Annotated in this window: 21 protein-coding genes; 9 read left to right on the top strand and 12 right to left on the bottom strand. The window is 59.6% G+C overall.

What is annotated here, in order from left to right; translation table 11 throughout:
* Positions 1–45 precede the first annotated feature (45 nt).
* Genes HU759_RS01410 through HU759_RS01395 form a run of 4 tightly spaced genes read left to right on the top strand, consistent with a single transcriptional unit; the run spans position 46 to position 3,590 of the window.
* On the top strand, positions 46–1,194 hold the full coding sequence (locus HU759_RS01410) for an ABC transporter permease (RefSeq protein WP_017139075.1): 1,149 nt from the start codon (positions 46–48) through the stop codon (positions 1,192–1,194).
* On the top strand, positions 1,191–1,994 hold the full coding sequence (locus tag HU759_RS01405; protein ID WP_017139076.1) for an ABC transporter ATP-binding protein: 804 nt from the start codon (positions 1,191–1,193) through the stop codon (positions 1,992–1,994). The genes HU759_RS01410 and HU759_RS01405 overlap by 4 nt, the downstream gene beginning before the upstream one ends.
* A 1-nt stretch (position 1,995) precedes the next feature.
* On the top strand, positions 1,996–2,934 hold the full coding sequence (locus HU759_RS01400; RefSeq protein ID WP_017139077.1) for an MlaD family protein: 939 nt from the start codon (positions 1,996–1,998) through the stop codon (positions 2,932–2,934).
* Positions 2,931–3,590 (top strand): ABC-type transport auxiliary lipoprotein family protein, encoded by a 660-nt coding sequence (locus tag HU759_RS01395; RefSeq protein ID WP_186618278.1) that lies wholly within the window; start codon positions 2,931–2,933, stop codon positions 3,588–3,590. Before HU759_RS01400 ends, HU759_RS01395 begins: the two co-directional genes overlap by 4 nt.
* Positions 3,591–3,676: 86 nt before the next feature.
* Here HU759_RS01395 and HU759_RS01390 read toward each other — a convergent pair whose 3' ends face one another.
* From HU759_RS01390 to HU759_RS01370, 5 genes are all read right to left on the bottom strand, one after another.
* The gene (locus HU759_RS01390) at positions 3,677–4,906 is read right to left on the bottom strand and encodes a spore maturation protein (RefSeq protein WP_017139079.1); all 1,230 of its coding nucleotides are present in this window, start codon (positions 4,904–4,906) and stop codon (positions 3,677–3,679) included.
* A 98-nt stretch (positions 4,907–5,004) separates the two neighbouring features.
* A complete protein-coding gene (gltP, locus tag HU759_RS01385; protein WP_058421927.1) occupies positions 5,005–6,336 on the bottom strand; it encodes a glutamate/aspartate:proton symporter GltP in 1,332 nt (443 codons plus the stop codon).
* Between the two features lie 729 nt (positions 6,337–7,065).
* Complete coding sequence (locus HU759_RS01380; protein WP_017139081.1) at positions 7,066–7,533, bottom strand: inhibitor of vertebrate lysozyme family protein; 468 nt, start codon at positions 7,531–7,533, stop codon at positions 7,066–7,068.
* Between the two features lie 2 nt (positions 7,534–7,535).
* Positions 7,536–7,700, bottom strand: coding sequence for a DUF1328 domain-containing protein (locus HU759_RS01375; RefSeq protein WP_003170804.1), 165 nt, complete (start codon positions 7,698–7,700; stop codon positions 7,536–7,538).
* Positions 7,701–7,778: 78 nt separating this feature from the next.
* Entirely contained in the window at positions 7,779–8,069 is a 291-nt protein-coding gene (locus HU759_RS01370) for a hypothetical protein (protein ID WP_017139082.1), read from the bottom strand.
* A 378-nt stretch (positions 8,070–8,447) separates the two neighbouring features.
* Here HU759_RS01370 and algB point away from each other — a divergent pair, with 378 nt between their 5' ends.
* Both algB and HU759_RS01360 read left to right on the top strand, forming a co-directional pair.
* Positions 8,448–9,794, top strand: a complete 1,347-nt coding sequence (gene algB / locus HU759_RS01365) for a sigma-54-dependent response regulator transcription factor AlgB (RefSeq protein WP_017139083.1) — start codon at positions 8,448–8,450, stop codon at positions 9,792–9,794.
* A 10-nt stretch (positions 9,795–9,804) separates the two neighbouring features.
* Positions 9,805–11,592 carry an ATP-binding protein gene (locus tag HU759_RS01360; protein ID WP_017139084.1) on the top strand — a complete coding sequence of 596 codons (1,788 nt, stop codon included), beginning with the start codon at positions 9,805–9,807 and terminating at the stop codon, positions 11,590–11,592.
* Positions 11,593–11,714: 122 nt separating this feature from the next.
* On the opposite strand, the gene HU759_RS01355 is transcribed toward HU759_RS01360, so the two are convergent.
* From HU759_RS01355 to HU759_RS29770, 6 genes are all read right to left on the bottom strand, one after another.
* On the bottom strand, positions 11,715–12,491 hold the full coding sequence (locus tag HU759_RS01355) for an N-acetylmuramoyl-L-alanine amidase (protein WP_017139085.1): 777 nt from the start codon (positions 12,489–12,491) through the stop codon (positions 11,715–11,717).
* An 88-nt stretch (positions 12,492–12,579) separates the two neighbouring features.
* Positions 12,580–14,649, bottom strand: coding sequence for a diguanylate cyclase (locus tag HU759_RS01350; RefSeq protein WP_177034749.1), 2,070 nt, complete (start codon positions 14,647–14,649; stop codon positions 12,580–12,582).
* Positions 14,646–15,524 (bottom strand): endonuclease/exonuclease/phosphatase family protein, encoded by an 879-nt coding sequence (locus HU759_RS01345; RefSeq protein ID WP_177034748.1) that lies wholly within the window; start codon positions 15,522–15,524, stop codon positions 14,646–14,648. Before HU759_RS01345 ends, HU759_RS01350 begins: the two co-directional genes overlap by 4 nt.
* 10 nt (positions 15,525–15,534) lie before the next feature.
* Complete coding sequence (gene dsbA / locus HU759_RS01340; protein ID WP_017139088.1) at positions 15,535–16,170, bottom strand: thiol:disulfide interchange protein DsbA; 636 nt, start codon at positions 16,168–16,170, stop codon at positions 15,535–15,537.
* Positions 16,171–16,340: 170 nt separating this feature from the next.
* Complete coding sequence (locus HU759_RS01335; RefSeq protein WP_017139089.1) at positions 16,341–16,982, bottom strand: c-type cytochrome; 642 nt, start codon at positions 16,980–16,982, stop codon at positions 16,341–16,343.
* A gap of 33 nt (positions 16,983–17,015) precedes the next feature.
* Complete coding sequence (locus HU759_RS29770) at positions 17,016–17,237, bottom strand: cytochrome (RefSeq protein ID WP_017139090.1); 222 nt, start codon at positions 17,235–17,237, stop codon at positions 17,016–17,018.
* Between the two features lie 192 nt (positions 17,238–17,429).
* On the opposite strand from HU759_RS29770, the gene yihA reads away from it, so the two are divergent.
* Positions 17,430–18,071 carry a ribosome biogenesis GTP-binding protein YihA/YsxC gene (gene yihA / locus HU759_RS01330; protein ID WP_042943980.1) on the top strand — a complete coding sequence of 214 codons (642 nt, stop codon included), beginning with the start codon at positions 17,430–17,432 and terminating at the stop codon, positions 18,069–18,071.
* A gap of 269 nt (positions 18,072–18,340) precedes the next feature.
* Here the strand turns inward: yihA and polA are convergent, their stop codons facing one another.
* Entirely contained in the window at positions 18,341–21,118 is a 2,778-nt protein-coding gene (gene polA, locus HU759_RS01325; protein ID WP_099550161.1) for a DNA polymerase I, read from the bottom strand.
* 74 nt (positions 21,119–21,192) lie between these two features.
* On the opposite strand from polA, the gene HU759_RS01320 reads away from it, so the two are divergent.
* Together HU759_RS01320 and HU759_RS01315 are read left to right on the top strand one after the other, a co-directional pair.
* Complete coding sequence (locus tag HU759_RS01320) at positions 21,193–21,483, top strand: DUF2782 domain-containing protein (protein WP_017139093.1); 291 nt, start codon at positions 21,193–21,195, stop codon at positions 21,481–21,483.
* Between the two features lie 55 nt (positions 21,484–21,538).
* Positions 21,539–22,492: a homoserine kinase gene (locus HU759_RS01315; RefSeq protein WP_017139094.1), complete on the top strand. Its 954-nt coding sequence runs from the start codon at positions 21,539–21,541 to the stop codon at positions 22,490–22,492.
* Positions 22,493–22,595 lie beyond the last annotated feature (103 nt).

Below are 22,595 nucleotides of genomic sequence, written 5' to 3'. Positions count from 1 at the left end.
TGCTATTACGTAGCAATTGTGGATAGCCAAACAAGCTCGGAGCTTATGACCACTCGTACCACGGCCGGCGCAGCCCACCTCGACACCTCCAGCGTTCCCCCGTTGCTCAGGATTACGGGGGACTGGACGCTTGCCCACTACGCCAATCTTAAAAAGCTGAGCGACAAGCTCGACGGCCAATACGACGCCGGTGCACGCATCGACCTCAATGGCCTCGGCGCCCTGGATACCGCGGGTGCCTCGCTGCTGGTCGAGTTGCTGGGCCCGGAGCGCATCGAGCATTCCGCCGAGCAGACCGATTGCAGCTTGTCTACCGCCGACCGGGCACTGCTCAAAACCGTCTACCGCTCCCTGAACGATTTCTGCGTACCCGACAAAGAGCCGGAAGAAGCCGCCGGTATCCAAGTGCTGGCGCGTATCGGTCGAGCTGTCGACACGGTATGGCAGGACGGCATGAAACTGCTGGGCTTTATCGGCCTGATCCTCGAAACCTTCGCCCGTGGCGTTTTACGCCCCAAGCGCTGGCGCATCACACCGATGGTCGCGCATATCGAACAAACCGGCCTCGACGCTGCGCCCATCGTCGCGTTGCTGACCTTTCTGGTGGGCGCCGTGGTGGCGTTCCTCGGCGCCACCGTGCTCAAAAGCTTCGGTGCGACGATTTTTACCGTGGACCTGGTGGCGTTTTCTTTCCTGCGAGAATTCGGCGTATTGCTTACCGCCATCCTGATCGCAGGCCGAACGGCCAGCGCCTTTACCGCGCAAATCGGCTCGATGAAGGCTAACGAAGAAATCGACGCGATCCGCACCCTGGGCCTGGACCCGATGGAACTGTTGGTGCTGCCACGGGTAATGGCGCTGCTGGTGTCGCTGCCGATGCTGACATTTTTGGCGATGCTCTCGGGGATTGTCGGCGGCGGCGTGGTGTGTGCCGTCGCCCTGGATATTTCACCGGCGATGTTTCTCTCGCTGCTGCAATCGGACATTGGCGTGCAGCACTTTTTGGTGGGGATGGTGAAAGCGCCGATTTTCGCCTTCCTGATCGCGGCGATTGGCTGCCTCGAAGGCTTCAAGGTCAGCGGCAGCGCCGAATCGGTCGGCGCGCACACCACCTCCAGCGTGGTGCAGTCTATTTTCGTGGTGATTGTGCTGGATGCAGTCGCCGCGATGTTCTTTATGGAGATGGGCTGGTGAGTCGTCTACACCGTGCGCCCACTGAGGCGGTGATCGAAGTGCGCGGCCTGTGCAATCGCTTTGGCAGCCAGAGCGTGCACGAGAACCTCGATCTGGATTTGTACAAAGGCGAGATCCTCGCGGTGGTCGGCGGCTCCGGCAGCGGCAAGTCGGTACTGCTTCGCAGCATCGTCGGCCTGCGGCGGCCCAGCGAAGGTGAGGTGCGGGTATTCGGCAAGAACCTGCCCAATTTGTCGGAACATGAACGCTCGCTGGTGGAACGGCGCTTTGGCGTGCTGTTCCAGAAGGGTGCGCTGTTTTCCTCGCTGACGGTCACCGAAAACGTCGCCCTGCCGTTGATCGAACACGCCGGCCTCAGCCGTCGCGACGCCGAACACTTGGCGGCAGTCAAGCTAGCCCTGGCGGGGCTGCCTTTGTCGGCGGCGGATAAATACCCGGCGTCACTGTCCGGCGGCATGATCAAGCGCGCGGCCCTGGCACGCGCCCTGGCCCTGGACCCGGACATTCTGTTCCTGGACGAACCCACCGCCGGCCTCGACCCGATTGGCGCGGCGCAATTCGACCAACTGATCCTCACCCTGCGCGATGCGCTGGGCTTGAGCGTGTTCCTGGTCACCCACGACCTCGACACGCTCTACACCATCACCGACCGTGTGGCGGTGCTGGCGCAGAAGAAAGTGCTGGTGGCCGATGCCATCGATGTCGTCTCGGAAACGGACGACGCCTGGATTCACGAATATTTCCACGGCCCCCGTGGCCGCGCGGCATTGGATGCCGCTCAATCGCTTAACGAGGTATGACATGGAAACCCGAGCCCATCATGTGATGATCGGTCTGTTCAGCGTGATCGTGGTGGTCGGCGCCATGCTGTTCGGCCTGTGGCTGGCCAAGTCCAGCGTCGATAGCGCCTTCCAGGAATACGAGGTGGTGTTCAACGAGGCCGTCAGCGGCCTGTCCCAGGGCAGTTCGGTGCAATACAGCGGGATCAAGGTGGGCGATGTCACCAGCCTGCGCCTGGACCCGAAAGACCCGCGCCGGGTACTGGCGCGCATCCGTTTGGCCGGGCAGACACCGATCAAGGAAGACACCCAGGCCAAGCTGGCACTGACCGGCATCACTGGCACCTCGATCATCCAGCTCAGCGGTGGTACGCCGCAAAGCCCGGAACTCAAGGGCAAGGACGGCAACCTGCCGGAAATTATCGCCTCGCCGTCCCCCATTGCGCGCCTGCTCAATAACAGCAACGACCTGATGACCAGCATCAACCTGCTGCTGCACAACGCCAACCACATGTTCTCGCGGGAGAACGTCGAACGCCTGAGCAACACCCTGGATAACCTGCAACAAACCACCGGCGCCATTGCCGACCAACGCGGTGATATCAAGGTGGTGATGCAACAGTTGATGCAGGTGAGCAAGCAGGCGAGCGCCGCGCTGGAACAGACCACTACGCTGATGCGCAATGCCAACGGCTTGCTCAATGACCAAGGCAAGCAAGCCTTCGGCAGTGCCGAGCAGGCCATGAAGTCGCTGGAACAAAGCACCACGACCATCAACACCTTGCTGACCAACAACAAAGACTCGGTGAACAGCGGCATGCAGGGCCTCAACGAACTGGCACCGGCCGTGCGCGAACTGCGCGAAACCCTCGGTTCGCTGCGCGCCATCTCCCGCCGCCTCGAAGCCAACCCCAGCGGTTACCTGCTGGGCAGCGACAAGAACAAGGAGTTCACGCCATGAAGCGTGCTTACCAAATAATCGCCCCGCTGGCCTTGGTGCTGATCAGCGCCTGCTCGATCCTGCCCAAGCCGGATCCGTCTGACGTTTACCGCCTGGCGTCGGCGCCAACCAGCACCCAAGGCGCGCCGGTGAGCTGGTCGCTGCGGGTGTCCAAGCCGCAGAGCAGCGAGTTTCTCGACAGCCCGCGCATCGCCGTAGTGCCAAACGGCGACCTGATCAGCAGCTACGCGAACTCACGCTGGAGCGACCCGACGCCGGTGTTGCTGCGAAATCGGTTTATGGACGGTTTCCAGCGCGATGGGCGGGTGACGCTGCTGAGTACCGACGAGACCAACCTGCAGGCCGATTACGAGCTGGGCGGGCAGTTGCAGGCGTTTCAGAGTGAGTACCATGGCAGTGCGGTGGAGGTGGTGATCCGCCTGGATGCGCGTCTGGTGCGTGGCAGTGATCAGCGGATTATTGCCAGTCGGCGGTTTGAGGTGAAGCAGCCGGTCGGCGATACAAAAGTGCCCGCGGTAGTGGCGGCGTTTGGGCAGGCGGGGGATCAGTTGAATAAGCAGGTGGTGGATTGGGTGGTGCAGCAGGGCAATGCTGCACTTGTGGCGAGGGAGCTTGCTCCCGCTGGGCTGCGCAGCAGCCCCAAAACCCGCCCATGAATTTTAACTGACACACCTGCCAAACCCTGTTGGGGCCGCTTCGCGGCCCAGCGGGAGCAAGCTCCCTCGCCACAGGTAACTAAGCCTTAACCAAAAAACCAGTAGCACACCGAAATTGCCGCCACCACACCGGCGAACTCCGCCAGCAGCGCACATCCAACCGCATGCCGCGCGCGCTGGATGCCCACCGAACCAAAGTACACCGCCAACACATAAAAGGTGGTCTCGGTACTGCCCTGAATCGTCGCCGCGACCAACGCCGGGAAGCTGTCCACGCCCTTGGCCTGCATGGTCTCGATCAACAGCGCCCGCGCCGCGCTGCCGGAGAACGGCTTGACCATCGCCGTCGGCAATGCATCGACAAAGCGCGTGTCCATGCCCGTCCAGGCCACCACATGGCGAATCCCCTCCAGGCCAAAGTCCAACGCCCCGGAGGCGCGCAATACGCCCACGGCGCAGAGCATCGCCACCAGATACGGCAGCAGGTTCTTGGCAACATCGAAGCCCTCTTTGGCACCTTCGACAAATGCCTCATACACCTTCACCTTGCGCAACGCACCGATCACCAGAAACAGCATGATCAAGCCAAACAGCGTCAGGTTGCCGAGGATCGACGACAGGCCCGCCAGCGCCGTGGCGGACAGTGTCGCCAGCAACGCCATAAAGCCGCCCAGCATCAGCGCGCCGGGAATCAGATACGCCAGCACCACCGGGTCCCACAAGCGCAGGCGCTGCATGACAGCCACCGACAACAGGCCCACCAGCGTTGAGGCGCTGGTGGCCAGCAGGATCGGCAGGAACACCAGCGTCGGGTCGGCGGCGCCTTGCTGGGCGCGGTACATGAAGATCGTCACCGGCAACAGCGTCAGCGAGGACGCGTTAAGCACCAGGAACAAAATCTGCGCGTTGCTCGCGGTGTTGGGGATGGGGTTGAGTTCCTGCAACGCCTTCATGGCTTTCAGGCCAATCGGTGTGGCGGCGTTGTCCAGGCCCAGGCCATTGGCGGCGAAGTTGAGGGTGATCAAGCCGATGGCCGGGTGGCCAGCGGGCACTTCCGGCATCAAACGGCGAAACAGCGGGCCGAGCGCCTTGGCCAGCCAATCGACGATGCCCGCTTTTTCGGCGATGCGCAAAAAGCCCAGCCATAAGGTCAGGGTGCCGAACAGCAGCACCATCACGTCCACCGACAGTTTGGCCATGGCGAAAATGCTTTCGACCATCGCCGCAAAAATCCCGGCATTACCGCCAACCAGCCATTGCGCCAGTGCTGACACCATTGCCACGACAAAGAAGCCAAGCCACAGGCCATTGAGCATCAGTTGAATCCCCCGAAAGATGGGGCGAATGATAGCGGGGCTGGCAGAAACGACAAACCCCGGAATTTTCCGGGGTTTGTTTCAAAGCAGCGGTGCGATCAGCCGCGGGTAGCTTGTGCGGTCGGCACGGCTTCTTTGCTGCGCCAGTGCGGCAGCGAGTTCCAGTAGCGCTCGCCCTTGGCATCGTCGTACATGCCTTCCCAGCGGGAGATGACCAGAACAGCCAGGGCGTTGCCGATCACATTAAGTGCGGTACGCGCCATGTCCATCACTCGGTCGACGCCGGCGATGAAGGCCAGGCCTTCCAGCGGAATGCCCACGCTGCCCAGAGTCGCCAGCAGCACCACGAAGGACACACCCGGCACGCCGGCGATACCTTTGGAGGTGACCATCAGGGTCAGCACCAGCATCAGTTGCTGGCCGATCGACAGGTCGATGCCATACAGCTGGGCGATAAAGATGGCCGCGATACTCTGGTACAGGGTCGAACCGTCAAGGTTGAACGAGTAGCCGGTTGGCACTACGAAGCTGCAGATGGCCTTCGGCGCACCGTAGGCTTCCATCTTCTCGATCACACGCGGCAACACGGTTTCGGAGCTGGCGGTGGAGTAGGCCAGTACCAACTCATCCTTGAAGATGCGCATCAGCTTGAGAATCGAGAAGCCGAACAGGCGGGCGATCAGGCCCAGTACCGCAAAGGCGAAGAACAGGATGGCGACGTAAACCAGGATCACCAGCTTGGCCAGCGGCAGCAAGGAGGCGAAACCGAAGTTGGCGACGGTTACCGCGATCAAGGCAAATACACCGATTGGGGCGTACTTCATGATCATGTGGGTCACTTTGAACATGCTCTCGGACACGCCCTGGAACATGGTCACCAGCGGTTCGCGCAGCTCAGGCTTGAGGCTCGACAAGCCCAGGCCGAACAGCACCGAGAAGAAGATGATCGGCAGCATGTCACCACGGGCAACGGCAGCGAAAATATTCGATGGGATCAGGTTGAGGATGGTTTCGATGAACGCATGCTCATGCTGCACTTCGGCGGCGGTGGCGGTGTATTTGGAAATGTCGACGGTACCCAGGGTACTCATGTCGATGCCGGCGCCCGGGTGGAACAGGTTGGCAAGCAACAGGCCGACCACAATGGCGATGGTGGTGACCACTTCGAAGTAAAGAATGGTTTTGACGCCGATCCGCCCCAGCTTCTTCGCATCCCCTACGCCGGCGATGCCAACAATCAGCGAGGAAATCACAATCGGGATCACGATCATCTTGATCAGGCGGATAAAGATATCGCCCGCTGGCTGCAACACATTGCTGATCCACCAGGCTTTTTCAGCACTGAAATGGTTGAGCACTGCACCGATTGCGATCCCCAGTACCAAACCGATGAGGATCTGCCAGGCGAGGCTTAGCTTTGCCTTCTTCATGTCATTACCCTTACTTCAAGTGGACTTAAGGCAAATGCGCCACTCGCAACGCTCGGAAGCGAAAAAGTGTGCGCATTTGCCTCCATGGAAGGTCACCGCAGCATGGCCGAAATGGCTTACTGGCAGGCGAAAAAAGGCGCAACTATTCCCATGCAAGGGTTCGACGTCTAATGCCGTAAACGCCTACCCTATGCCGAATCGGCATGACTTTTTTTGAAATTAGCTGTCCGAACGGTCAGTTCAAATCCGCCATTAAAGCCCGTGAATATGCCGTTAACCGGCCAATACCGGCTCGCTCAGAGATGTTGGACGACTTATACAGGTTGGCGAAAATGCCTGGTAATTCACTGACCTGGCGCCAGAAATGTCCTATGGCGCAGCCAAAATTTTCTCGATAGATGGTCGCCACGAAACACCAAGTAATGGTTAGGCGCGCGCAAAAGAGAAATTGTCGGCTATGAGCCGTATAAGAAGCGGAGCATGAGAGTGACAAGCCCGTCGCAAGTTCAGCAAGCGTGAGGGCTTGTGAACTTGCGTCGCAGCTTTTCACCTGACCCGGCCCTTGCGCAGGCACTCCCTGTACCCGTAGGTCACGCCGATCTCGATTGATCAGAGCAACCCGGCCCCCTGGTCATGCATCACCCTTGGCGGGCGATGCAGACAGAAAGAAGCGAGGGGCTTCTTTCTATGGACGCCGGCTCCGCAGACGACAGACGCATCAGACGGAACCTAGTACCAATTCGGATCTTTCTTAAGCTGCTCCATCAGCAGCTTTTGCATGCCTTCGTTCGGCTTACCGATAAAACGGTAATCGGCGTGCCGTGTCGGGGATTTGTCTGCCGGCAAACCGGCCGGGACTTCCACCAACATGGCGTAGGCATCTTCCTTGTCGAGGCTAAAGGCAACGATCAGGCGCTTGTTCAGGCACGTATCTGCAGTCTCACAGAGCGGCCCCACCAAATACTTGTCGCCATCTTCTTCAACGGCATTCATTTGCTCGGCCGTACCGGACAGGTTCATCACCCATTCCGGCAAGCGCTGTTCTTTCTTCACCACGCTTTGCCAGGTTTCGCGGTACTGCTTATCCGCACTAAGCAATTCGTTGGCTCGGGATTGGCCGTCATTGGCGGCCATCACCAGCCCGCTGCCGCCCAAGAGCAGGGCGGCAGCCATGGTTTTAAAGGACAAAATGGTCATATTCAGCCTCGGCCGCGACGACCAAAGAAGAACGAAGCGATGAACATCACCAGGAAGACCACAAACAGAATTTTTGCGATACCCGTGGCGGTGCCCGCGATACCACCGAAGCCCAGGACTGCAGCCACAATGGCGATGATCAGAAATGTGATTGCCCAACTCAACATGGTGATTCTCCTTACGCTTTTATAGGGGTAACAGCGGTAGTGCCGTGCAGCCGCTCAACACAAGCGACCTTTTCTTGCTTAGAACACCCAGCGCTCTTGGGTTGGCAATTCACCCAGGGTTGAATCCTGGCCTGCCACTCTCAATTGCGGGGCGGTTACTTCAGTAGTAGCGCTGGCGCTGCCAACGGAACGGAAATGGGTTTGGGTCATCGACGGACGTTCGAATTGCGCGGTTTGCTGCTGACTTTGCTGCCAATGCTGCATCTGCTGGCCGGCAATCAACGTGACCATCAAAGCCAGGCTGGCGAACAGACCTTGCTGCAAGCGCAGTGGCGATACACGTAGTTGGCTGAGGCTTTGGCGAGTCATGCTGCATTTCTCCCGCATTTTGATTATTCGTTGGGAGAGCTATTGCAGAGTGCATGCCAGTTTTTTTACAAAATAAAACTCAATAAAATCAATTAGTTATAGATACACCAATACAGTAGCGAACAGCATCCTGCACGATGCCCCTTTGCAGGCCGTGCGAAATGCACGATGGTCAGTGGTCGGGTCAATGGATCGAAACAACCGCGGGCGTTGCCGAATTGGCAAGAAGGCAAGAAAACGCCATCAATCGGCGCCTTTGTAGGGGAACGTGAAGATACCTGCGCGAAGATGCCTTTTATGAATCAGAATAAACCATGCAACTTGCCCGATTAATCCGGGACTAAACACCATCATTTATAGTTAAGGAGCGCGGGACAGATGGAATCAGCCAAGGAACTTCAAGGCCGCATTCTTTTAGTGGATGACGAATCCGCGATCCTCCGCACCTTCCGTTACTGCCTGGAAGATGAAGGCTACAGCGTAGCCACTGCCAACAGCGCCGCCCAAGCCGATGCCTTGATGCAGCGTCAGGTATTCGACCTGTGCTTCCTGGACCTGCGCCTGGGTGAAGACAATGGCCTGGATGTGTTGGCCCAGATGCGCATCCAGGCGCCATGGATGCGCGTGGTGATTGTGACCGCGCATTCGGCTGTAGACACCGCCGTTGACGCGATCCAGGCCGGCGCCGCCGACTACCTGGTCAAGCCGTGCAGCCCCGATCAACTGCGCCTGGCCACCGCCAAGCAGTTGGAAGTGCGCCAGCTCTCCGCACGCCTGGAAGCACTGGAAGGCGCAGTGCGCCAACCCAAGGACGGCCTCGATTCCCACAGCCCGGCGATGATGGTGGTACTGGAAACTGCGCGTCAGGTGGCTGGCACCGATGCCAATATTTTGATCCTCGGTGAGTCCGGCACCGGTAAAGGCGAGCTGGCCCGGGCCATTCACGGGTGGAGCAAACGCTCGAAAAAATCCTGCGTGACCATTAACTGTCCGTCACTGACAGCCGAGCTAATGGAAAGCGAGTTGTTCGGCCATAGCCGTGGCGCGTTTACCGGCGCCAGTGAGAGCACGCTGGGCCGCGTTAACCAAGCCGACGGCGGCACGCTGTTTCTCGACGAGATCGGCGACTTTCCCCTGACGTTGCAGCCAAAACTGCTGCGATTCATTCAAGACAAGGAATATGAGCGCGTAGGCGACCCGGTCACTCGACGTGCTGATGTGCGCATCCTCGCGGCCACCAACCTGAACCTGGAAGACATGGTGCGCGACGGCCGTTTCCGGGAAGACTTGCTCTACCGCCTCAACGTCATCACCCTGCACCTGCCGCCCCTGCGCGAGCGCAGTGAAGACATCCTGACCCTGGCCGACCGTTTCCTGGCGCGCTTCGTCAAGGAGTATGCCCGACCTGCACGCGGTTTCAGCGATGCCGCCCGTGAAGCGCTGCTTAACTACCGCTGGCCGGGCAATATCCGCGAACTGCGTAACGTGGTGGAGCGGGCCAGCATCATTTGCCCGCAGGAAAAGGTTGAAATCAGCCACCTCGGGATGGCCGAACAGCCGACCAACAATGCCCCGCGTATTGGCGCAGCACTGAGCCTGGACGAACTGGAGAAAGCCCATATCGGCGCCGTTCTCGCTACCAGCGACACCTTGGATCAAGCGGCCCGCACGCTGGGCATCGACGCGTCGACCCTGTACCGCAAACGTAAACAGTACAACCTGTGAGCTGTACCTTATGAAGCTTGCGATGAAACTGCGCACTCGGTTGTTTCTGAGTATCTCAGCGCTGATCACCGTCGCCCTGTTGGGACTGGTCCTGGGACTGGTCAGCGTCATGCAAATGGCCAAGAGCCAGGAGTCGCTGATCCGCAGCAACTTTATCACCCTGGACCTGGGCCTCAAGCTGCGCCAGACCTTGGGCGACCAGTTGATCCTGATGCTGGAGGAGCAGCCCGACCCCGCTGCCCTGCAGACGTCCAAGCAGAACTATTTTGCCCTGCTGGACCAAGGCATCGCCCATGAGCAGCAGGACGGCAGAACCAGTGGCTTCAGCCAGGCACGCATCGACTACCTGAATTTCCTCAAGGCGTTTGACGAGGCTCAGCAGAGCTCACTGGCCAACAATAAAAACGAAAAACTCACCGAAACCTTCAATGCACTGCGTAACGGACTGATCGCTGAACACAAAGGCGCCCTGGAAAATATCAACGACAGCGAGCACAAGTCGCGCAATCGCGCCTTGTTAATCGCCGGCTTGCTGGGGCTGGTCGGCCTGGCGGTGTTGATCATCGGCTTCGTCACCGCCCATGGCATCGCCCGGCGCTTTGGCGGGCCAATTGAAGCCTTGGCCAAGGCCGCCGACAAGATCGGGCAAGGCGATTTCGAAGTGACGCTGCCGATCTCATCGGCGGCAGAAATGAATCAGCTGACCCGTCGTTTCGGCATCATGGCCGAAGCACTGCGTCAGCATCAGGCGACCAATATCGATGAATTGCTGGCCGGCCAGCAACGCCTGCAAGCAGTGCTCGACAGCATCGACGACGGCTTGCTGATGATTGACCGCCAAGGCCGTCTGGAACACCTTAACCCAGTGGCACAGCGCCAGTTGGGCTGGGACGAAGAGCGCCTCGGCCAGGGCTTGGGTGAAGCCTTGGGTCGCCCTGAAATGGATGAGCAGCTGCAACTGGTGCTGCGCGGCGGCAACCTGGAGCGCGCGCCGGACGATCTGGAAGTGGAAGTCGAGGGCGAACTGCGTCTGCTGACCTACAGCCTGACGCCGGTCAGCCATACCCAAGGGCATATTCTAGGTGCGGTGATGGTGCTGCATGACGTCACCGAACAACGCGCGTTCGAACGTGTGCGCAGCGAGTTCGTATTGCGCGCCTCCCACGAATTACGCACGCCGGTGACGGGCATGCACATGGCCTTCGGGCTGTTTCGCGAACGGGCGAAGTTTCCCGCCGAGTCCCGTGAGGCCGACCTGCTGGATACGGTCAATGAAGAAATGCAGCGCCTGATGCAGTTGATCAACGACCTGCTCAACTTCTCGCGCTACCAGAACGGCCTGCAAAAACTCACGCTCGGGCCATGCGATGTCACTGATTTGCTCGAGCACGCACGAGCCCGGTTCACGGAGCCCGCGAACGCACAACATATCGAACTGCTGGTGGAAGCCCAATCGGAACTGCCCAGGCTGTACGCCGACCAGGTTCAGCTCGAACGTGTACTCGATAACCTTCTAGGCAACGCCTTGCGACATACCGCCAACGGTGGCCAGATTCGCTTGCAGGCGCGTCGCCACGGCGAACGGGTGATTATCAGCGTTGAAGATAACGGCGAGGGTATTGCCTATGGCCAACAGGGGCGCATCTTTGAACCTTTCGTACAAGTAGGCCGCAAGAAAGGCGGCGCTGGCCTGGGGCTGGCGTTGTGCAAGGAGATCGTACAGTTGCACGGCGGTCGCATGGGCGTGTATTCGCGGCCGGGGCAGGGTACGCAGTTCTATATGGCACTGCCGTTGTAGCCTGGATAAAAAAATGTGGGAGCGGGCTTGCCCGCGATGATGGTGGTTCAGCCAAAACCTTATTGACTGACACTCCGTCATCGCGGGCAAACCCGCTCCCACATTTGAATGGGGTTACACCTTTAGCGGCGGTTCAATGCGCTCAGGATCGCTGCACTTTCCGCATCCGGCGTGCCGTCGAACCGTGATGGCCGGAAGTGCATCTGGAACGCCGCGATCACATGGCGCGTGGCCACATCCAGCTCACCCGTCTGCGGCGTCTGGTAGCCCAGGCGCGCCAGTTCTTCCTGGAACCACGTAATACTCGGCAGGCTAACGGCATACTGTTGCTGGAACCGAGCCACCGCCTGTGCATCCGGCCACACGCCCAAACCTTCAGCCGCCAGGCGCTTCCACGGGAACAACGGGCCTGGGTCGAGCTTGCGCAATGGCGCAATGTCGCTATGGCCGATAATGTTTTTGGGGTCGATGCCGTTGCGCTTGCTGATGTCCTTGAGCAACACCACCAACGACTGCACCTGGGCCTCGGAGTACGGGTACCACAGGCGGCCGGTCGGCGCGTCTGTATAACCTGGGTTCACGATCTCGATGCCAATGGAGCTGGAATTGAGCCAGGTGCGGCCCGCCCATTCGCTTTCACCGGCGTGCCAGGCGCGCTGGCTCTCGTCTACCAGCTTGTAGATGGTGCCTGAAGCATCATCGCCAATGAGGTAATGGCTGCTGACCTGGCCGTGCGTGAGCAGCGCCAGGGAGCGTTCAAGGCTGGCGGAGGTGTAATGGACAATGACGAACTGCACGCGGTTGTCGTGGTTCAAAGAAGGGTGGCTGGTGTTCAGCCGCGGGCCGCTGGCGCAGCCGGCGAGCAAAAGAAGCACAAAGGCAATGCAAAAGGATTTCATGGCGGAAGACAGTACGCAGAAGACGATAATGCAACAGTGTAACGGATGGTTCGGGGCTCGACGGTCAAATCACAAAATGGAACATCTTTTACGCCGCCTGCACCCGGTTTCGTCCAGCGGCCTTGGCCCGATACAACGCCTCATCGGCACGCTTTAGCGCCAGGTCACTGCGTTCTCCCGGCAGGAACTGTGCCACGCCCATGGACACCGTGATGGTCACCGGCTCGCCTTTGAAGTGGAACGGGCATGCCTCGATGGCCGAACGCAGCACCTCACCCACGTCCAAAGCATCTGCCAAACCTGAGTCAGGCATCAACAATACAAACTCTTCACCCCCAAATCGCGCGATAAAATCGCCGGAGCGCAGGCGCTTGCGCAACACATTGGCGATGATCTTCAGCACCTTGTCGCCGGCCAAGTGGCCGTAGCCATCGTTGATGCGCTTAAAGTGGTCCAGGTCGAGCATGGCCAGTGACAGGCTGTTGCCGCGCTGATGCCAGCTATTCACTTCATGATCCAGGCGCTCGCTCCAGGCCGCACGGTTGGGCAGGCCGGTGAGCGGGTCGATCAAGGCCTTCTGGCGCTGCACTTCCAAATGCTCGCGATAACCTTGGGCTTCCTGCTCCATGTTCGCCACCCGCTCGGCCAGGCTTTTGAGCCGCGCCGCGACTTCCTGCTCGCGCTGGTCACGCTGCTGCCGGTGTTCGTCCATGGTGCCGAGCAAGCCTTCAAGGTGGCTTTCCAGCACATGCTTGAGGCTGTCCAGGTCAGCAGCTTCCTGCACGCTGCTTTGCAGGCCGTCGACCTGTTCACGGATCTGCGTATCCAGCTCCCGTGCGGCCGAGCGGCTGTCGGCGTGCCCCTCACTGGCCACCTGCAGATGGCCCTGGAAGGCTTCGAGGCGTTCATTAAGCTGCTTGAGGTAGGCCTCGAACTCATGCTGGCCACTGTCGGTAATCGCCAGCATCAGCACCGCCAGGTCATCGAGGATCGGCAGCAATTCGTACCAGTTCAAGCCGTGGGCCAAGCGCTCGCGCATGGCTTCGGCCTGGGGCCGGTGGCGCTCGGGTAAGGACAGATCCTCCAGCAAGCCAAGCAAGGTGTCTTCGATATGCTTGGCGACCGAGCTGTAGGACGGCTCGGGGGAGTCGGGCAGGGCGTAAGTGCCGTCCGGTTGCAGCGCATCGGGATCGGGCTCGCAGGGTTCCAGCACGGGCGGAAGCGACAGGCTGCCTATGAGCGTTTGATCTGGCGTGTCGACCTCAACCTGCGGCTCTTCGATAAATGCAGCAAGGGCGCTTTCGGGCGCGGCTTCCTCTAGTGCTGGCTCGGGTATCTCTGGCTCAGAGACTTCGTCAGGCCCGACGGGGGCTTGCTCCGGCGCCGGCGCCTCAAAGGCAAAGGCTTCGCGGGCGACTTCAGCCACTTTGACCGGCTCAGCGGGTTCAGGCTGCGCGGCGGCCGGCGTTACCGGCAATGGCGCAAAAGCGCGCAAGGCTTGGGTCAGCTCTTCGGATTGCACGGGCTCCAGTGGCTCGGGCGCGGCTTTGGCAGCAGCAGGTTTCGACGCCGGCGGTTGCGGTGCATAGAGCGGGGCAGATTCAACCACCGACGCCTCATTCGACACATCCTTGGCACCAAACAGGCGTTGCAGCAGGCCTGGTCCAGGGCGCGCAGCTTCGCCTTCAGGCTCCAGGTTATTTAGCGCCTGCCCTTGCAGGCTGCTCAATTCGCTGAGCAGCAGCGGGATCTCACGCGCCTGGCCGACTCGGCCATCAAGCTGTTTGGCGAAGGTTTTCAGCGGGCGGGCGACTTCACGCGGCAGAGGCAGTTTCTGCAACTGCGCAACCAAGGCAGTCAGCGCAGTGCTGATCTGGTCGACCCGGGTTTCGCGGCGCTGCTCCGAGTCGAGCACGGCTTTTTCCAGGCGTGGCAGCAAGGCGGCGAGGGCAGCGTCCATGTCGTCGGTACGCACCACATCGCGCATTTCTTTCATGCATTGATCAACCGCACGGTCGGTGCCTTCCGCCGCCAGCGTGCTGCGCACCAGGCCTCGGCGCAACAGGTCGAGGCGGGCAGCCCAGCGGCGTTCGAGCTTATCTTGCTGCTCAACGCTTTTAAGGTATTTCTCTTTCCAGCGCTGGGCGTCGTCGCTCATGCAAGGGGTCCGCGAGGGCCTGGGCTCAACGCGGGTAATGCATCAGCCGTGAGCGAACCCGGCAGACGAATCTCTACCGCGACGGGCAGGTGATCGGAAATGGGCTGCGCCAGCACCTGCACACTTTCCAGTGTAAGGCTGGGGCTGAGCAGGATATGGTCGAGACAGCGTTGCGGGCGCCAGCTGGGAAACGTGGCTTCGACTTGCGGCGCCAGTAACCCGAGGTCGCGCAACGGGGAATTCTGCAACAGGTCGGTGGCATGGGTGTTCATGTCACCCATCAGCACCTGGTGTTTGTAGTTGCCGATCAGATCACGCACGTAGGCCAACTGGAGGTTGCGTGTACGCGCTCCAAGCGCCAGGTGCATCATCACCACCACCAAGGCTTCCGGGCCTTCGCCGAAACGCACAAGAATCGCGCCGCGCCCTTTTGGGCCGGGCAACGGGTGATCTTCGATGGCTGTCGGCTTCAAGCGGCTGAGCACGCCATTGCTGTGCTGTGCCAGGCGCCCGAGGTTGCGGTTGAGTTGCTGATACCAATAAGGGAAAGCACCGAGATGGGCGAGATGCTCCACCTGATTGACATAACCGGAGCGAATGCTGCCGCCGTCGGCTTCCTGCAAGGCGACCAGATCGAAGTCGTTGAGCAGGTCGCCGATTTTCTGCAGATTACCGGTACGCCCTTTGTGCGGCAGCAGATGCTGCCAGCCACGGGTGAGGTAGTGCCGATACTTCTCGGTACTGTTGCCCACCTGAATATTGAAGCTGAGCAGCCGCAGACGACTGTCTGCCGGCAAGCCCGTGGACTCCAGGTGGTGTTCGTTGACCCGCGGTTCATGCAGGCCAACGCTACGTTCAGTACCCCAGCCGCGCATGATGGCCCCCTTACTTGGCTGCGCGCTCTTTAGCGATCAGTTGGTCGGCAACATTGAGGGTTTGCTCAGGACCACCGGTAGTGCCCAGGTCGAAACGGTATTTGCCGTTGACGATCATGGTCGGTACGCCTTGTACGCCGTACTTCTGGGCGAGTTCCTTGGCCTGTTTGATTTGGCCCTGGATAGCGAAGGAGTTGAAGGTGGCCAGGAACTTGTCCTTGTCGACGCCTTGGGTGGCAACAAAGTCAGCCATTTCGTCAGGCTTGGTCAGGCGCTTGCCTTCTTTTTGAATCGCATTAAATACAGCGTTGTGAACCTTGTGCTCGACACCCATGGCTTCCAGGGTCAGGAACAGTTGGCCGTGGGCATCCCATGGGCCGCCGAACATGGCCGGGATGCGTCGGAAGTTAACGTCGGACGGAAGTTTTTCGGCCCAAGGATTGATAGTCGGCTCAAAGGCGTAGCAATGCGGGCAGCCATACCAGAACAGCTCCACCACTTCGATCTTGCCTGGCTCCGAGACCGGAACCGGGTTGGCCAATTCAACGTAGGTTTTACCGGCTTCAAGCGGCACGTCGGCAGCTTGCGCGGTCATGCCGAAAAGGCTGACAGTGACGAGAGCGGCGCTGAGGATCAGATTACGCATGCTTTACTCCTGGACAAATAAAGTCGCCTCACGCGACCTTTAGTTGTGACAGGTCTACGCGGGCATGAGTTCGTTAGTGTAACGGCACCGGCCACAAAAAAGGGCGGCCTAAGCCACCCTTTTTATGCTTGCATCGATGGATTAATCGAGCGTTAACGTCGCAGGTCCAATCAGTGCAGGCCCTGAATATAGCTGGACAGCGCTTCGATATCTTTATCCGAAAGTTTCGCCGCAATGTCAGTCATCATTTTGTTGCTGGCATCGCCATCGATGGAGCGAACCTTCTCGCGGAAGTCCTTCAACTGCTTGGCTGTGTATTGGGCGTGCTGACCACTCAGGTGGGGAAAACCCGCCTCGGCCAGCCCACTGCCACCTGCGATGTGACAAGCCTTACAGGCAGGCATGCCACCGATAGGTTGGTCTTCAGCGAGTTTGCCGCCTTGAAACAACGCCTGGCCTTTATCAACGAGCTTCGGATCAGCAGCTCCCACACTGCCTTTCTGGCTGGCAAAATACGCCGCGATGTCCGCCAGGTCCTGATCGCTGAGATTAGTCAGCAAGCCGGTCATTTCCAGCACCGTGCGCTTGCCGTCCTTGATGTCGTGCATCTGCTTGGTCAGGTAACGCTCACCCTGGCCTGCCAGTTTGGGGAAGTTCGGCGCCGGGCTGTTGCCATCCGGTCCATGGCAAGCACCACATACGGCGGCTTTCGCTTGACCGGCAGTGGCATCACCTTTAAGGGGGCCCTCTGCAGCGACGGCAGCGCCAGTGATGCCCAAGGTCAACAGCAGACTCACGATCAGTTTGTTCATCAGCTAATCCAACTACGGCTAAGGGTTTAAGAGTTATCTACCGGGTTTACTCACCATCAACGCGTTGATGGCCTGGTAATCCTCAGTACTGCAGTCCATGCACAAACCACGCGGCGGCATTGCCTTGAAACCCTGAGTCACGTGTTGCATCAGCGTAGCCATGCAAACTCGGTTGTACAGCGCCTCTGGATCCTGTGTAGCCTGAGCGCCTAAAAGCGCGATCAGGACACCAAAAGCGCATAACCATCGGGTCATACATCGACCTTTTCAGGGTTTGAGAGCGTTTTGCGTTCTAATGCGCAATGAAGGTCTTTCGCTCCCGTGAACTTCATCCTTCGCTGGGACAAAGCACACACAAAATCTGCGGCATTATATACTGGCGCTACTGAAACGGAAACGACACCGCTTGCCGCACCCTTTCTCGGCACCGCCCACATCGGAAATCTCATGCAACTCAAGAATCCCATCCTCGGCCTGTGCCAACAGTCCACGTTCATGCTCAGCGCCGCCAAAGTGGACCAATGCCCCGATGACGAGGGCTTTGAAGTCGCCTTTGCCGGCCGTTCCAACGCCGGTAAGTCCAGCGCGCTGAACACCCTGACCCACGCCAGCCTGGCGCGCACCTCGAAAACCCCGGGCCGCACGCAGCTGCTCAATTTCTTCAAGCTAGACGATGATCGGCGTCTGGTCGACCTGCCGGGCTACGGTTATGCAAAAGTACCCATCCCGTTGAAGCTGCACTGGCAGCGTCACCTTGAGGCTTACCTGGGTGGCCGCGAGAGTTTGAAGGGCTTGATTCTGATGATGGACATCCGTCATCCAATGACCGATTTCGACCTGCTGATGCTCGATTGGGCCGTCGCCAGCGGCATGCCGATGCATATCCTGCTGACCAAGGCCGACAAGCTGACCTACGGCGCAGCCAAGAACACCTTGCTCAAAGTGCAGTCCGAAATCCGTAAAGGTTGGGGCGACGCGATCACCATCCAGTTGTTCTCGGCGCCCAAGCGCATGGGCCTGGAAGACGCTTACACCGTGCTGGCCGGCTGGATGGAATTAGCAGACAAGGGCGCGGAAATCGCCGAATAACTTTTGCGCAGGCAAAAAAAACCCCGGACTTCGTATGGGGAGGGGAAGTTCGGGGTCCAAGTTCCGGACCGCTAGGGCGGGGTCCAGATATCTGCCAACACTTAACACAACATAGGAGCATTGAAGGGCTTCACCACCCATTCAGTAACTCTGAGTAGCAGTTCACGGGTTAAGTTCCGGCAGGTCAAAAAAACTATTGGAAATAACCTGCGACGCCTTTTGATCTAAAGCGCTCTGCCATCACCCTCGGCAATGGCAGAGCCGCGCTGTCAGTGTGCTTCGTCCCAGTTATCGCCCACGCCCACGTCTACCACCAAAGGCACGTCAAGCTTGGCCGCCGCGCTCATATGCTCGCGGATCTTCTCGCTGACTTGCGCCACCAGATCCTCTCGCACCTCAAGCACCAATTCATCGTGCACCTGCAGGATCACCTTGGCATCCAGGCCCGACTCGGTCAGCCAGTTGTCCACCAGCACCATGGCTTTCTTGATGATGTCCGCCGCCGTACCCTGCATCGGCGCGTTAATCGCTGTGCGCTCTGCGGCCGCGCGCTCCTGAGGCTTGTTGGAGTTGATGTCCGGCAGATACAGCCGACGCCCAAAGAAGGTTTCGACATAACCCTGGTCGGCCGCCTGGGCGCGGGTGCGCTCCATGTATTCACGCACGCCTGGGTAGCGCGCAAAGTACACATCAATGTAGGCCTTGGCGGTCTTGGTATCCACGCCAATGTCCTTGCCGAGCTTCTGCGCGCCCATGCCGTAGATCAGGCCAAAGTTGATCGCCTTGGCACTGCGGCGCTGGTTGGACGTGACCTCTGTCAGCTCAACCTTGAACACTTCGGCGGCGGTGGCGGTGTGCACGTCCAGGTCATTACGGAAGGCATTCATCAGCCCCTCGTCCTTGGACAAATGCGCCATGATCCGCAGTTCGATCTGCGAATAGTCCGCCGCCAGCAACTTGTAGCCTTTAGGCGCGACAAACGCCTGGCGAATGCGCCGCCCTTCGGCGGTGCGCACCGGGATGTTCTGCAGGTTCGGATCACTGGACGACAAACGCCCGGTCGCCGCCACCGCCTGATGATAAGACGTGTGAATACGCCCGGTACGCGGGTTGATCTGCTCCGGCAGGCGGTCGGTGTAGGTGCTTTTGAGCTTGCTCATGCTGCGGTACTGCATCAGTACCTTGGGCAACAGGAAGTCATCTTCGGCCAGCTTGGCCAATACTTCTTCAGCCGTGGACGCCTGGCCTTTGCCGGTCTTTTTCAATACCGGCAAACCGAGCTTCTCGTAAAGAATCGCCCCGAGTTGCTTGGGCGAGCCCAGGTTGAACTCTTCACCGGCGATCTCAAACGCCTGGCGCTCCAGCTCAACCATCTTGTTGCCCAGCTCGATACTCTGGATGCCCAGCAGCGCCTTATCCACCAGTGCGCCTTGACGCTCGATACGCGCCAGCACCGGCACCAAGGGTATTTCAATGTCCGTCAGCACACTGGCAAGGCTTGGAATGGCTTCAAGCTGCGCATGCAAAGCCTGGTGCAGGCGCAGCGTCACGTCGGCATCTTCGGCCGCATAAGGGCCGGCTTGCTCAAGCGGGATCTGGTCGAACGTCAGCTGCTTGGCGCCCTTGCCGGCGATGTCCTGGAAGCTGACAGTGTCGTAGTCCAGGTACTTCTTGGCCAGGCTGTCCATGTCGTGCCGGGTCGCGGTGGAGTTCAGCACATAGGATTCGAGCATGGTGTCGAAAGCGATGCCGCGCACGGTAATACCGTTGGCCTGGTCGCCGCCGATGGCACAGTTGGCCAGGATGTTCATATCAAACTTGGCGTGCTGGCCGACCTTGAGCTTGGTCGCGTCCTCCAGCAATGGCTTCAAGGCCAGCAGTACCGTGTCACGGTCCAGTTGCTGCGGCGCGCCGATGTAGGAATGGGTCAGCGGGATGTAAGCTGCTTCATGGGGCTGCACGGCAAAGGAAACCCCGACCAATTGCGCCTGTTGCGCATCGATCCCGGTGGTTTCGGTGTCGAACGCGAACAATTTTGCCGCGTTGAGTTTTTTCAGCCAGGCGTCGAATGTCGCCTGGTCGAGGATGGTGGTGTAAGACGCTTCTGCGGGTGCCACCACTTCGATGGCCTCCTCAACAACAGGGGCAGCCTTGAGCTCAACGCGCTTGGCATCGCGCTGAATTTCATCAAACCAGCTCTTGAACTCCAGCAGCGTGTACAGCTCCAGCAGCTTTTCGCGGTCCGGTTCGATCAGGTGCAAATCATCCAGGCCCACATCCAGCGGCACGTCGACCTTGATCGTCGCCAGTTGATAGGACAGGAATGCCATCTCCTTATGCTCTTCCAACTTGGCCGGCAGGGTCTTGGCCCCGCGGATCGGCAAGGTCGGCACGATATCCAACTGCTCATACAGCTCTTTGATGCCGCCATTCACGCCCACCAGCAAGCCGGAAGCCGTCTTCGGACCAATCCCCGGCACGCCTGGGATGTTGTCGGACGAATCGCCCATCAGCGCCAGATAATCGATGATCTGCTCCGGAGCGACACCGAATTTCTCCTTCACGCCCTCGATGTCCATCGAGCTACCGGTCATGGTGTTGACCAAGGTAATGTGCCCGTCCACCAGCTGCGCCATGTCCTTGTCGCCGGTAGAAATCACTACCGGACGGTCAGCCGCCGCGCTGCTGCGGGCCAGCGTACCGATCACATCATCGGCCTCGACGCCTTCAACGCACAGCAAAGGGAAGCCCAGGGCGATCACACTCTGGTGCAGTGGCTCGATTTGCAGGCGCATGTCATCGGGCATGCTGGGGCGGTTAGCCTTGTATTCGGCGTACATCTCATCGCGAAAGGTCCCACCCTTGGCGTCGAACACCACCGCGAACGGGCTGTTTGGGTACTGCTTGCGCAGGCTTTTGAGCATGTTCAACACGCCCTTGACCGCACCGGTCGGCAGGCCTTTGGAGGTGGTCAGCGGTGGCAGCGCGTGGAAGGCGCGGTACAGATAAGAAGAACCGTCCACCAGGACGAGGGGGGCTTGGCTCATGAGCAGGATCAACCTTTTCGGCGGGTCAGGCGCTAGAATAGCCGGACCAATGACGACAAAGGGACAAGGTTATCATGCGTACAGTAAATCGCCTGTTGTTGACCGGCTTGATTGCACTCACCCCGATAGTGGCCATGGCGGCGGATACTGCGCCGTCGGGCGACCCGGAAGTTACCATTCGCACGGAAGGCGACAAGACCATTCAGGAATACCGCCAGAATGGCTTCCTGTACGCAATTAAGGTGACGCAAAAAGGCTTTCCACCGTATTTCCTGGTGCGCGCGGACGGAACCGATGCGAACTTCATCCGCTCTGACCAGCCGGATATGCTGATCCCGTCATGGAAGATCTTCGAATGGAAATGATTTCTTAACTTAAATTGGCGCCGCGCACTGCGGCGCCCGTACTGGCAGCTTAAACATGTCTGTGTTCACCCCCCTGGCTCGGCCCGAGCTGGAAACCTTTCTCGCCCCTTACGGGCTCGGCCGCCTGCTTGATTTCCAGGGGATTGCCGCCGGTAGCGAAAACACCAACTTTTTCATCAGCCTGGAACAGGGCGAATTCGTCCTGACTCTGGTTGAGCGCGGCCCAGTGGCGGAAATGCCGTTCTTCATCGAACTGCTAGACGTGCTCCACGACGCCGACCTGCCGGTGCCTTACGCACTGCGTACCACCGATGGCATGGCGCTTCGCGAACTCAAAGGCAAACCGGCGCTGTTGCAGCCGCGCCTGGCCGGCAAGCACATAAAGGACGCCAACGCGCAGCATTGCGCCCAGGTCGGCGACCTGCTCGGCCACCTGCACCTGGCGACGCAAGGCGACAAAGTGCTGGAGCGCAAGACCGATCGCGGCCTGGAGTGGATGCTCACTGAAGGCGCGCAGCTTATTTCACACCTGAACGAAGCCCAGCAGCGTCTGCTGCAAGCGTCCTTGAGCGAAATCGAAGCCCACAAGGCCGACATCCTCGCCCTGCCGCGCGCCAACGTACACGCCGACCTGTTCCGCGACAACGCGATGTTCGAAGGCACCCACCTCACCGGTTTGATCGACTTCTACAACGCCTGCTCAGGCCCGATGCTCTACGACGTGGCAATCGCCTTGAATGACTGGTGCTCCGACGCCGATGGCGTGATTGATGGGCAACGCGCCCGCGCGTTGCTGGGCGCCTACGCGGGGCTGCGGCCGTTTACCGCCAAGGAGGCCGAGCTGTGGCCGACCCTGCTGCGCGTTGCGTGCGTGCGTTTCTGGCTGTCACGCCTGATCGCCGCGGAATCGTTTGCCGGGCAGGATGTGTTGATCCATGACCCGGCGGAGTTCGAGCATCGGCTGGCGCAGCGCCAGCAGGTTACCGTCCACCTGCCGTTCGCACTTTAAAATGTGGGAGCGGGCTTGCTCGCGAATGCGCAGTGTCAGTAAATACATCTATTACTGATCCACCGCATTCGCGAGCAAGCCCGCTCCCACATGGGTTATGTAT

The organism is Pseudomonas sp. OE 28.3 (assembly GCF_014268205.2).
Lineage (GTDB): Bacteria > Pseudomonadota > Gammaproteobacteria > Pseudomonadales > Pseudomonadaceae > Aquipseudomonas > Aquipseudomonas edaphica.
The sequence above is the reverse complement of the archived record's forward strand: the minus strand, read 5'-3'. Positions and strand labels throughout refer to the sequence as shown.